At 37.9% G+C, this 11,797-nt stretch carries 19 protein-coding genes; all 19 read right to left on the bottom strand.

Annotated features, from left to right (window positions below; all coding sequences use genetic code 11):
* Nucleotides 1–11: 11 nt before the first annotated feature.
* The 19 genes from MHI04_RS11025 to terS all read right to left on the bottom strand — a co-directional run bounded on the left by MHI04_RS11025 (nt 12) and on the right by terS (nt 11,766).
* Entirely contained in the window at nt 12–317 is a 306-nt protein-coding gene (locus MHI04_RS11025) for a hypothetical protein (protein ID WP_342535738.1), read from the bottom strand.
* A 50-nt stretch (nt 318–367) separates the two neighbouring features.
* Nucleotides 368–871, bottom strand: coding sequence for a tail assembly chaperone (locus MHI04_RS11020; RefSeq protein WP_342535737.1), 504 nt, complete (start codon nt 869–871; stop codon nt 368–370).
* Between the two features lie 60 nt (nt 872–931).
* A complete protein-coding gene (locus MHI04_RS11015) occupies nt 932–1,684 on the bottom strand; it encodes a phage major tail protein, TP901-1 family (RefSeq protein ID WP_342535736.1) in 753 nt (250 codons plus the stop codon).
* Nucleotides 1,685–1,695: 11 nt separating this feature from the next.
* Entirely contained in the window at nt 1,696–2,115 is a 420-nt protein-coding gene (locus MHI04_RS11010) for a DUF3168 domain-containing protein (protein ID WP_342535735.1), read from the bottom strand.
* 4 nt (nt 2,116–2,119) lie between these two features.
* A complete protein-coding gene (locus tag MHI04_RS11005) occupies nt 2,120–2,548 on the bottom strand; it encodes an HK97-gp10 family putative phage morphogenesis protein (protein WP_342535734.1) in 429 nt (142 codons plus the stop codon).
* 2 nt (nt 2,549–2,550) lie between these two features.
* On the bottom strand, nt 2,551–2,841 hold the full coding sequence (locus MHI04_RS11000) for a phage head closure protein (RefSeq protein WP_342535733.1): 291 nt from the start codon (nt 2,839–2,841) through the stop codon (nt 2,551–2,553).
* A gap of 13 nt (nt 2,842–2,854) precedes the next feature.
* A complete protein-coding gene (locus MHI04_RS10995) occupies nt 2,855–3,190 on the bottom strand; it encodes a hypothetical protein (protein WP_342535732.1) in 336 nt (111 codons plus the stop codon).
* Nucleotides 3,191–3,192: 2 nt separating this feature from the next.
* Nucleotides 3,193–3,378 carry a hypothetical protein gene (locus tag MHI04_RS10990; protein ID WP_342535731.1) on the bottom strand — a complete coding sequence of 62 codons (186 nt, stop codon included), beginning with the start codon at nt 3,376–3,378 and terminating at the stop codon, nt 3,193–3,195.
* A gap of 56 nt (nt 3,379–3,434) precedes the next feature.
* On the bottom strand, nt 3,435–4,472 hold the full coding sequence (locus MHI04_RS10985) for a major capsid protein (protein WP_342535730.1): 1,038 nt from the start codon (nt 4,470–4,472) through the stop codon (nt 3,435–3,437).
* A gap of 14 nt (nt 4,473–4,486) precedes the next feature.
* Nucleotides 4,487–4,843, bottom strand: coding sequence for a hypothetical protein (locus tag MHI04_RS10980; RefSeq protein WP_342535729.1), 357 nt, complete (start codon nt 4,841–4,843; stop codon nt 4,487–4,489).
* A 15-nt stretch (nt 4,844–4,858) separates the two neighbouring features.
* Nucleotides 4,859–5,476: a DUF4355 domain-containing protein gene (locus MHI04_RS10975; RefSeq protein ID WP_342535728.1), complete on the bottom strand. Its 618-nt coding sequence runs from the start codon at nt 5,474–5,476 to the stop codon at nt 4,859–4,861.
* Nucleotides 5,477–5,567: 91 nt separating this feature from the next.
* Nucleotides 5,568–5,786 carry a hypothetical protein gene (locus MHI04_RS10970; protein ID WP_312506931.1) on the bottom strand — a complete coding sequence of 73 codons (219 nt, stop codon included), beginning with the start codon at nt 5,784–5,786 and terminating at the stop codon, nt 5,568–5,570.
* 9 nt (nt 5,787–5,795) lie between these two features.
* On the bottom strand, nt 5,796–6,101 hold the full coding sequence (locus tag MHI04_RS10965; protein ID WP_342535727.1) for a hypothetical protein: 306 nt from the start codon (nt 6,099–6,101) through the stop codon (nt 5,796–5,798).
* A gap of 9 nt (nt 6,102–6,110) precedes the next feature.
* Nucleotides 6,111–6,287 carry a hypothetical protein gene (locus MHI04_RS10960; protein WP_342535726.1) on the bottom strand — a complete coding sequence of 59 codons (177 nt, stop codon included), beginning with the start codon at nt 6,285–6,287 and terminating at the stop codon, nt 6,111–6,113.
* A gap of 177 nt (nt 6,288–6,464) precedes the next feature.
* Nucleotides 6,465–6,692 carry a hypothetical protein gene (locus tag MHI04_RS10955; protein WP_342535725.1) on the bottom strand — a complete coding sequence of 76 codons (228 nt, stop codon included), beginning with the start codon at nt 6,690–6,692 and terminating at the stop codon, nt 6,465–6,467.
* Between the two features lie 302 nt (nt 6,693–6,994).
* A complete protein-coding gene (locus MHI04_RS10950) occupies nt 6,995–8,050 on the bottom strand; it encodes a hypothetical protein (protein ID WP_342535724.1) in 1,056 nt (351 codons plus the stop codon).
* An 11-nt stretch (nt 8,051–8,061) separates the two neighbouring features.
* On the bottom strand, nt 8,062–9,528 hold the full coding sequence (locus tag MHI04_RS10945) for a phage portal protein (protein WP_342535723.1): 1,467 nt from the start codon (nt 9,526–9,528) through the stop codon (nt 8,062–8,064).
* An 8-nt stretch (nt 9,529–9,536) separates the two neighbouring features.
* Nucleotides 9,537–10,817, bottom strand: coding sequence for a PBSX family phage terminase large subunit (locus MHI04_RS10940; protein ID WP_342535722.1), 1,281 nt, complete (start codon nt 10,815–10,817; stop codon nt 9,537–9,539).
* A gap of 211 nt (nt 10,818–11,028) precedes the next feature.
* Nucleotides 11,029–11,766, bottom strand: a complete 738-nt coding sequence (gene terS, locus MHI04_RS10935) for a phage terminase small subunit (protein ID WP_342535721.1) — start codon at nt 11,764–11,766, stop codon at nt 11,029–11,031.
* Nucleotides 11,767–11,797 lie beyond the last annotated feature (31 nt).

The raw sequence follows: 11,797 nt of genomic DNA, 5'->3' as shown, positions 1-11,797 counted from the left end.
ACTCACCACCTTTATGATTTCTTCTCTACAAGTTGCCAATTAAATGTTTTTAGTTCTTCACGCATTTGATCATACAGCGTGAAGTCTAATTTCACTTGTTGCTTGTTATCAATCCCTGAAAGTATTTCTTTACGTGCTTTCTCTGCATCAAAATATTTTTTTGCTGGCGGCTCTTTTCGAGATTTCTTTTGCTTAGAGACTATACCAGCCACCCAAGCACTCTGTACTTGACGTTCAAAATCATCGATTTTAGCTAACTGCGAACCTTGCAAGAAATTGCAATACTCTTTAGGAGTCCATGAATAGATTAAATCCACATCATAGACACCTAAAAACCTAGCACAATTTCTCTCTAAATCGTCATACGTTAAGCCTTCACTTTTTCCTCGAATAGTTCTTGACCAGTGATCTCCTTGTAGCCCTCGGCTAGACGTTTTATCATCATGTCTGCTCTCTGAGACTCTTCTTCGTCTTTGTGTTTCATCTCTTTTACGAGCAGCATATTCTTCTTGAATTTCGCAAACTCGTTTCGAGAAAAAGCTGATTCATCGATAGCCTCAAACACTTCTGAAAACAGCGCTGTTGCATCCCCTTCCTCATCCATGCGTGTGTCAATAGCTGTTAAAACTTCATCTTGTGTTGGTGGCTTATTTGTTTTTAATTTAATTGCTGATTCCCAAAGATATAAAAGTCCTTCAAAGTCCTGTTCAATAAGTAAGGGGAGCAATTTAGAAAATCCACCTGAAACTTTTTCCTTTTGTGAGTCCTTCTCATCGGATTGCGAATCTGGAATCACTTTATTTAGAACTTTATCTAACATGATTGAACATTTTAGATCGTAATCTGTGTCTTTGATTGTTAATGTAGGCATTTTCATTTCCTTCTTTCGTTTAGTTTTGGTCAAAAGAAAAAAGACGAACTTAAATCCGTCTTAATTAACTTCTACCGTTACCGTATCAGTAATCGTAGTATTATCTTTAGATGTCACTGTAATTGTTGTGGTGCCATCTGCTACAGCTGTAACTAAACCGTTTGGCGTTACAGTGGCGATGGATGCATTAGAAGAAGCGTATGTGACATATTGATTGGAAGCATTAGCTGGTGTAATTTCTACACTTAATTGCTGTTTATCAGTTGGTGTTAAAGTGAGAGTATCAGGTGTCACAGTAATGCCAGTCACTTTTGTACTGTTAACAATATTGCTAGAATCGCCTGTAGTTTCGCCTGGTAACTGGAATCCGTACTTAGCAAAATTAATAAGCCCTGGTGGCAAATCCATAAACGCGCCTTCTGCTGATTCAATTTGCACTGTCAGAGAAGCAGACAATTCTTCTAGCCCTTCTGTTGGACTAGTTGTTTCAAATGAGTCTACAACAGCAAAAGCAAACTTAGCATCGTGTGTACCTTCGTCATTCTTTTCTGTGTCCACTTCCCATATCTTTAACTCTTTACCGTCCTTAATTGCTCGATAGATGGCTTTCTGCCCTGCATCACCTTTACGGCCATACATGGATAATTCCATTGTTTCAGTTAAGGTACCGATAGCTGAAATGGAACCCATTTTTGTAGCTTCTGTTGAATTATCACGCTCTAAGCTATGTGTGTAGTCTGTTTGGAAACCGGGTACTAAACCATCAGCTCCTAGAACGTTATTGGTAGGTTGTACCAAAATAATTTTTGCCATTGTGGATCCTCCTAATTCATTTTTAATAGTTTGTATTTATAAGTGATTACACCATGCTTTTGTACATTGTCGATGTCATCAAAGACTCGTGGCTCTCTTGGTGTCACTTGCATAATTTCATAAGATGGCAATTCAATCCTGTACTTAAGTGCCTCATGAACAGCATTTAAGATTTCATAAACTTTTGCATTACCATACTCACCGCTAGTTTCTTGATTGTGGTACACATGTATGGCAATCGTTTCTTCAGCAATGTCCTCAATCTTCACTTCGCGGTCTATATTCAGCAAAGGCTCCCCTAAATAGACATAAGGAAATGGTGTGTCCTCCGTTACATGGTCATAGACACCTGTGACCAAAGTTAAAAGCGCTGCATCATTGGATAGCTTTTGATACACCGCTGTTTGTAGTTCTATAAATGGTAGTGCCATATTGTCACTTCCCTAGCTTTCTAAATTCTTTTATGAAATAATCTGCTGCTTCATCTACAGCTTGCTCCCAGAAAAACTGTGCTCGTTGACCATGAGTCAGGACAAAACGGCCCCACCGTGTATTGAAGTACACCCAAGGAATTTTCTTTGCTCTACTTCCTCCAGGACCCTGTGCATAGATTCCTGTTCCATAGTTTACGTAGATTGCGTAAAATGCACCGATTTCTAGTTTTGCACCATACCCATCAGCATCAAATGTTACGCTAATTGAATCAGCCATCTCGCCTGTTTCATGAGGCATTCTAGCTTTCAACTTTTTTTCTAATAACAGAGTTGTGTTTCTAATAATACGCTTTATTTCTTCGATGATGTCATCTTGCCACCTTTTAAGAGCTCGCTCTACGCGCCTATTGCCTCTTTTGGTTATCCCCATAGTCATACCCTCTTTAATGGCAAACGCATGACTTCATGCATACCACCCTGATCCTCAGCTTCACCTGCAGCTGTGTACTCGACACCTTCATACTCTATCCTTGCTGTTAAAGGTATTGATTCCTCATAGGCAAAATAAATATCACGATGGAATGACACGCCAAGTTGTTTCATCTCTACAAGTCTTGATGATGTTGGTGTATCTACAAAACAGTCAAGTTCACCTGTTTTAATCCATTTCTTTGAAGAACCGCCAGAGCCGTTCGGAACTGACTTTTCTTCTTTTATAAACACAGTATGAGGGAACTCATCCATAGGGTCGAAAAACATGGAATCTCGCCTTTCTATAACGTTTTAATAAATCCGTAATAGCTACAGGCATATCATGAAAATCAAATGAGTAGGAAACAGATCCCATTTTTCGCGACTTTAATCCACTGGCGCCACTGAAAAATGGTACGGCTTTAGCCAAAAATAATTTGACATTTGGTGGCATGTTTTCAGGTGTGAAACATGTTTTATAATCTTCATTCACTTTATCAAGCAACACTGGCAACATAGCTTTGTAGTAATCCGCATTAGGCTTTTTAATTTGACCTAATGTAGCATAATACTTCACATCATCATCAGTGACATTCCACATAACTATTCACCATCTTTCGTGCCTACAACTTTGGTTGTCCTTGAAGTCTTTTTAAGTTCTTCTACAGCACCTGCAAGACCTTTTTCTTTTAATTCCTCAAGTAAATCATTGTCAACGTTCACAAGCTCACCTGCTTTATGGGGTTTACCATGAACTTTTGCATTTCTTAATAACTCTACTGAATACATTCGTATCTCTCCTTTCCGTAAAATAGAAAAAAGCGACTAATTATCAAGTCGCTTGATTATAAAACAGTTGCAATAAACACTTTATCTGCAACAGGGAATGATGGCAGTACAATTTCAGAAACAATCGTTTGAACATTCACTGGATGCTCTTGTTTTACAGTTGTGATAGCTACTCCAGTATTCACGATTTCAACATTAGCTTTTGTAGCACCTGTCATTAAATCTGATTCTTCTGGTGTAGTACCATACACTGTATTGCCTAGCGTACCTGTTGGTGGAATTAATGTGAACACACCATCTGGAACAAATTTTTGTTCAACGCCAGTTTCATCGATAAACGTTTCATCATAAATTGCCACACTTAGTTTTAATTTGCGTTGTAAATAATTTTTGACATCATCGTTTGTTAAGATGATGCTTGTAGCTCCTAATGGATTAAGGTCTTTTCGAATAGACTCATGAGCAGCTAAATGTGCAAACGTTGCACTATTTACAATAGCACGTGCTCCATTTGCTAGTTTTACAGCTTGCATCCAACGCATAATATCTTGAACTGGTGTCGAATTTGGATCTGACCAGACGTCAGTGCCTGTTAGCACTTCAAATTGTGATGGATCAAACTCGTAATCATAATCATACTGTGCACCTTCAGCACCGCTGTCGATAGAAATTTTGCCTGTTGTCAGTAGTTGCATTCGCATACGTTCAGCTGTAGCATTTGCCCCATCAACAAGTGCTTTCTGGTCGTCATACACGTGTTTTAATACTGCTTCAGCAAGTTGAGTTTGTCCACCAGCTAAAAGAGTGTTGACTTGTTGACGCTCCTTCTCTTTCACATTCATTTGTTCTCGGAAGAAAGGCATTTCTGTTTCGGTTTTTTGAACGCCAATACGTGGACGAATAGGAGCATTCGCATCAAACGCTGCTGCTTTTAAAACTACTGGTGCGCCATGACGGCCCTTTAAATAAGATAATTCTAGTCCTAGTTGTTTATCATTCGGGAACAAAGAAGCTCCTAAATAAACCTTTTGATCGGAATTTTCAATGTAATCCTTGGTATTTTTCGCTGTTACTAAATCAAAAATAGTTGGCATACTTTAAACCTCCATTATTTTAAGAATGTAATTTGTTTTAACGCTGTAATAGCAGTTGCATCCGGTGCTTCTGGTAAACGGTTTAAATCAACAAAGCCATGAATAACGGCTGCACCATTCGCTGGGCCAAACGTTACATCTACGTCATAACGTAGAACACCTTCAGCTGAAGCACTATTTGCTTTCGTTGCCTTAACACTTCGATTATTTAGAAACCCGCCACCAACAATTGTGCCAGCAGGAACGATTTTCTTACCTTCTGCATTTGCTGTAACACCTGTGTCATCTACATACACCGATACGGATACATGATGTTCAGGAAACTTTAAAATTTCAGCAGGTGTTGTAAATTCCGTCTTTTTAAATTTCATAATTGCTTATCCTCCTTATCCGAAGAACGCTTTTTGTTGTTCTTCAGCATTTTTATTCTGATTTTGTTGTGCTACACGTGCACCAGTTGATAAACCTGCGCCTCCGCCTGATCCACCACCAGGATTACGATTAGCACCTTTAAGCTTTTCTTCTACTTGGGCTTGTACAATAGCATCAAGGTCCGTTTTAAAGTTATCCAACGTGGTATTTGTAACTGTTTCATCTTCACCAAGTAATCTATCAATCCACTTTGTTGCGAACTTTGCATCATACCCTTTGTCAGTTGCATAAGTAAGAGCTGCTTCTTTCAATGCTGCTCGTTGTTCTGATTTTTCCTTTTGATCAAGACGTTCTTTTAATTCACGAATAGTCTTTTGTTCAGGCGTTTCTTGCGGATTTCGCTTTGAAACTTCATCATCGATTAATGATTGAAGGTTGTTATCCTTCCATGTTTGAAGTGCTGTATTGTGATGCTTGTCTTTCTCTGAATCTAATTCACTTTTTACTAGAGCATTGTGTGATGCTGCCGCAACTACGTCACCTTTTTCCAAACTCTCAAAGATATGTTTTTCAAAAGCCGACTTATCACCAGCTTCAACCAATGTTTTTAATGTCTCAAAATTTACTTGCATGTTATCCTCCTGTCCTTCGCACACTCTCGCCCACGAAACACTTAGTCATTTGTTCTTTAATGTCTTCAAATGCTTAAAAAAGACAACATGTTTATTTAAAGCTACCTGGTTCTCTAAAAATTGGATTCTTGAATGTTTCCACTGTGTGTTTATCCACTTGTAAAAAGTGACTTAGGTTTTCATTCACAAAAGATGCAACCAATACATCACCGTTATAAAATTCAACAAAATTCTCATATCTGCATATATCAGTAATATTTTCTACTGGAACACTAACATCAGTTTTTAGACATACTAGATAATCCTTCATAATCACACCTCATTCATTTCTAGCAATTGAAGCGTTAGCCCACATCATTGCTTGCTCAAGATTAGTAATTGCTAGGGATTTTTCCCTGCTGTTAGGGCAATTTCCATCAATTAAATATGCAAGTTCCTTGACTTTATCGCGAATTAATTGATATCGTTCTGGCTGCCCTTCTTTTGGCGAGTGGTACCTAAAATTATTTTCTAATTGTGGGTTAACATTTGGTTTAAAACCACCGTTTGCTAAGCATTCTGGGCAAAATTCTGTTTCAGATTTGTTATTACAATCTGGAGAAAAGCATTTGTTTTTGTTATCCATTGCATTTTCCTACTTTCTATTTTCGAGTGAGTGACAAATTGCTAAAGTACAAAGCATTAGTGTAAAACAGATACCGCCTGTTTCAGTGAAGCTATTATCTATAAAATTGCCATCTAAAAATGTTACAACAACAAGTACGATGAATATGACCGCAACTTGCAATTGAATGAGCACTTTTGAAAACATAAGTCGCTCCTTCTCTCAATGTATTTACTAGATAAGCCCTAGCAGCTAGATACGTTGAAACTCATTTGGATCACCTTTGCCTTTCTGCTATAGCAGCAATACACATGACAATTAGTAACAGCCACAAAGTAGTCCAACCTGGATGACGATAAAGTAGTTCAATAACTTCAACCATAATCACACCCTCTTTCGTCTTGGTCGCATAAACGTTTTTACATGCCAATGAGAGTCTGCTACAGGGCGTTTAGGCACTTCTGCAATTACCGGCTCTTGTTCTGCAAACATCTCTTGGTTGACATCAGTTGGAAGAGACGTTTTGATTCTTGCTTTAATAAATCTGGAAATTACTAATGCGAAGACACAAAGAATTGAGATGATAATAAAATATCCAATGGCTTCAACCATGTATTTCACCACCTTTTAGGCAAAAATAAAAAAGCCGTATTTCTACGCCTTTTGTAATTTCGTTATAGAGTTTTTGTATGCAGGATTTTATACACAGTTAATCAATAGCTCTATCTGATTACTATTTGTAAGTGTAAGTAAATAAAGGATTTGTTACGCATGTATAAGAATTTGCATACGATTGTTTTTGATACACATTTCAAACGTTGTTATATCAACATTTCGTAGAATACCAAGTTTACATAATTAATTATTATCGGAAGCAATTTATGAATATTTATTCAAAGATACTTTCAAGCTTTTTACTCTCCATATCGTTCAAGCCAATCTTCAAACGTAATGTATGGCACCGTTCTCTTAGGAGGCTTTATCTCATCTTGAGCCTGCTTTAATGACTGAAGATATGTTTTACTAGGTAGCAACTCATCAATACGCTCAGCAATCTTTATTTGATATCCTGGATCTTGATAATCATAAATGCGACTGAACTTTGGATTTCGACCACCAAAAAGAAGGATTATTTTACATCGACAGCCGTAATTCATCGAAGGATCTTTCCACAATTTTGGCCGCTTAGCTCTATCACCAGCATAATGGAAGTATCCTTCTTCATCTGCAAATTGGCTATCTAGTATTCGGTGTGCATGCCTTACCTGCATATCTCTCATTGAGATCCACATCTTTTCAACACCTTCTACCTTGTCTTTGAGAGCATCAAATACTATTTCTTGTACGTAGTTAACCGTGCTATTAAACATCTCCTGAAGACGTTTAATTCCATTGTTTCTGGCTGATTGAGTACGCTTTTTTGCTTGCTTAGAAGTGGCCGAAAAATCTTCTTCTGCTTTCAGGTTATCTTGTGTGTCCATAAAGACGCTATATACATAATCATCTTTATGCTTTTTAAATCTGAGCAGAGTTTCATACTCTGACTCTTTTAAAAATTCTTTAAGTAACCTTTTTCGATTCCTCAATAACCAGTAGATAATAGCAACTGCTGAGCTTGTACCAGCTGCTGCACTTGTGATATTCAGTAACTTACCTTCCTCGTTACTTAGGTACATGTAGATCAGATAGGTATAAAGTAAAAACGTCATATTAAACGTCTCTTCCTGCATCTTTAAGGCTTCTCCTAACAGCTTTTGATACTCTGCTGTAGATATGCCATCAAATTGCTTTACTAATGCCTGTAATCGGCTGTATTTACGATATTCTGATAGGTTGTTTCCATACTTCTCATAAGCTTCTTGTAAACTCTCAACCATTCTACTTTGCAAGCGAGAGTAATGCTTATCAAACGATTTCTCGTATTCTTCAAGTATCTTTTTCAATCTTTCAAAGATTTCTAGTTGGTCCATGTAGCCACCACCTATTCATCTTCATTTGTTTCTTCATTTTTATCTGAATCATCAATGTCCTTACGTTTCAAGTCTTCAAACTCTCCCTGGAACTCGGTCTTCTCTTGTTTCATGGCCTCCAGTTCAGCCTCTACATCATCAATTTGACTGAATAACGACAAGCGTGTACGCTCTGATACCCTGCCTTGTAGTATCGACTGTATCTCTGCCTCTTCCTTCAGGTTTGATGGTAGGTTACGTTTGAAGCCAAACCAAATTTTGAGATAGTCATCGGGGCTACAGATATTCAGTAATGACCATCCAGCACAGAGCAATTTAAACTGATAGGTCAAAGCACTTCGGAAACGTTGCTCTGCTAAGATTGTTTTGAACTCAAGTGCAAAGATTTTGAAGCGCATTGCAATGCCACTGATATTCCCAGCAAAAGCCTCATCGTTGAAATTCACACTCTTTGCAAAACGAGTGATATTTTCATCAAGACGATCTAGTAAATGCTCAATCATCGAATCATTTACATCTTTCGTCAGGTACTTTACATCAGAATCATTACCCCACAGCTCAAGTGCACCTGATTTATTGAGCTCTTGTATGTCCTCATCATCCATACCAATATTCCGCAAAATAAGAATTGCTAAACGAGTAGCTTCTACTTCGCTGTTTGCATCACTCATTGTACGGTCATAGGCATCTACTAGGGCTAGTATTTTAGAAGCTTCACCTTGCAGAGCATCATTGTTCTCGACACCAAATAACGGAGGATTAAGCAAGTAATGCGGTATAACATCTACTAACTCAAAACCACTTGATCCACTTTCAAAAAACCAGGTATTTTCCTTATCATGAAACTCTGCTACTTGCATCTTCATTTTTGTACCATCAGCTTTTATACGTGTTGTCGAGTAGTACTGGATAGAGTAAGAAGGTTCATGCATGTTTTCGTGATACAAGAATATACATTCAGCTGGGTTAACATTCGATACTCGTAACACCTGTTTACCGTTGTCCTCTGACCAGTAAACTAATCTAGCACCATAGCCAGCGATAGATGTCTGTATGCCTGTTGACGTGTCTTTTGCAGGCATGTTCTCACGTATACGCATTTCATCAATTGTAGTAGTGAGTATCTTGAAGTTTAGTGACTCCTTTTCTACTACATAATTAATCGGATGCCCAAGGAAATACCCAACTTTCGTGTCAACCACATCTGCATCAAAGGCATTGTTTAGCTTGTTGTTAATTAGCTGGTCAATACGTTTCATATTTTCACTAGCTATTGGAAGCTCTATGATTGGACGCTTCATAATAGGTACATCTGTTGTGTCATACCTTTTCTGCAACATCTCTACTTCACGCCTAATTGGCTTATGCTCATTGATTATTTGAGCAAGAATAGTCTCGTTGATGCCATGGTCATCTAGGTAAGGTATGTACGCTTTAAAAGCATCCATCTGTTGACGAATTGTTAGTTTCTCATCCATGTTTTCACCTACTTTCTTTTAGCGTTAGCTCCTTTTACATTAGCTACTTCATAATCATCAAGTCCGTACCACATTGCACTAAATGTATGAGGGTCAATATTAAATTCATCTTCAATGATTTCATCTGTTTTAGGATCCTTTTTGAAGGTAAGTTCTTTCAATTCTCGAATCGTGTTCACGCATGCATCTGAGCAAATGATACGCTTGAATCGTTTCATCTTGCGCGTGTTATCAATTCTTCTTAACTTTTTACATGAAAGCATTCTAAAACCTCTTTGTTGATAATATGCAATGGCTTTCGCATCCTCGTTATCAGCTTTAATCAAAACTTTCTTTAACCCTTCTGCTGCTAACTCATCTGCCACAATATCATCAGTTAATCCACGCTTATAGTACTCCCAGTAGATGTATAACCATTTGTTTTCATGATCAACTACCATTCTCAAAATGGCATTGTAAGAATCAACAAACCCAAAGTCCATGCCATTCTTATACAGAGGCTTTCTAATGCGTGCTATTTCATTCATCACTTGGTCATGCGGCTTGGTTTCGAACTGAGGAAGTACTAACACTCCATTAACTCCAAAACGTCCTTTACGAGCAATTCTGTGAAGGTCTGGGTCATACGAAGCCATTTCATCAAGCTGTTCAATGTAACTACCTGGTAAAAACAAATTATCATCAGCTGTTGAATGGTGATAATACGTGTTGTTCACAATGATTGTCCGTAGCTTATATAACTCCTCGTCATCTAAGACAAAATAGTCTTCCAGCTCGTTCTTAAAAAAATGCTTATACACCCAATTTCCTTTTGATACTGGATTGGTAGAGAGAATAATGAACAGGTCTAATGTTGGGTGTCGCAAACGACCAAGTAACTCTTTAAAGCCCGCATACTTAATCTCACTACATTCTTCTAACCAGATGAGAGATATGTTGTTGATGGATTTTAGCTTTTCCGGCTTATCCATACCTCGAAAGATTATCTTTGAGCCATTTGGAAACTTTACAGTCATTGGTGATGAACTTGTCTTTATCTTGCCCGATAGCCCTAAGTCCTCAATAATTTCTGTAAACAAAGAAAACGTACTGTCTCTATGCGTATCGTAAACTTCACGAACGACAAGAGCTGTACGTTTTTCTTGGAGTAGTTTTAAAAGTATCTTAAGTGCTACGTGATACGATTTTGAAGAACCATACCCACCGACCAGGAGTTGAGTTTTACAACGCCAATCGAAAAGGAAGTCTTCAAAATGCGGATTCACTTCTTTTTCAACTGCAAGCGACATTTACTCAACTCCTTATACATTTGCTGTATTTCACATTCATTTTTGGTTTACATAATCGTACTTTTAGGAAGTTGGTACTCTTACAAACCGTTGATATATCAACGTTCTTATAACTTCGCTTTTTATTGATTATGCAAGATTTTATACATTGTTGATTTAACAGGCTTAAAGCCAGTTGCTCAATTTTATTTCCCAACATTTCTTGCATAAACTATTCGCGCTTTTTACCAACAATTTTAATTTCAATCGGTCCATTTTGTTCATCAGAACCAAGCTTATCAATCTCCACTTTCGTTTTATCAATTGCAAGCTGCATCTGTTCAAGTTTTAATCGTCTTTCGTCAGCCTCATCAGCAAGTTTGATGAAATGGTTAATTGAAGTACGTAACTCGCTAATGGCTCTTGATTGAGCCGTTAAGAGCTGTGCTTGACGCTCCCAAGCAAACTGGAACTCATACTCAATTTCTTGAGAGGGGTTTTTACCACCTTGCATCTTCTCTCGCTTCAACTCTTTTATCATTTCGTCTTTTGATTCAACATGCATAATCTTTTGTGCTCGTAAGATTGCAGCATATTGAATTGTGATTTGATCCCACATTAAGTCAGCAGCAGACTTAGCGTTCATTGCTTCGATGATCTCCTGCGTTTCGTCAGGTAGAAACTTTGCGAACAGGCCGTGATCTAGTTTAGGATTGTTCCGACTGGTAAATTGATTCTTCGGGTTGGGGTTGCCTGAACGTTTTCTAGTTGTATTAGATGTAGCATCTTTTTTGGATGGTTGCATCTTTTTCGTTTTGGATGCATCTTTTTTAGTTGCAACCTTCTTCCAACCTTCTCGGCTCTTACGGCTTTTCAGTGTACCCTCTTTTATTCCATGCTTTTCTGCTAGCTCAATTAATGTGATTTTAGAAGTTTCCCACTCTTTTCGTATTACGTCCCAATTTATCATGTCATATACAACTCACTTCCGTTCCTAATTA

Origin of the sequence: Lysinibacillus sp. FSL K6-1151, from assembly GCF_038630755.1 — a bacterium.
In the GTDB taxonomy this organism is placed as follows: Bacteria; Bacillota; Bacilli; order Bacillales_A; family Planococcaceae; genus Lysinibacillus; species Lysinibacillus fusiformis_D.
The sequence above is the reverse complement of the archived record's forward strand: the minus strand, read 5'-3'. Positions and strand labels throughout refer to the sequence as shown.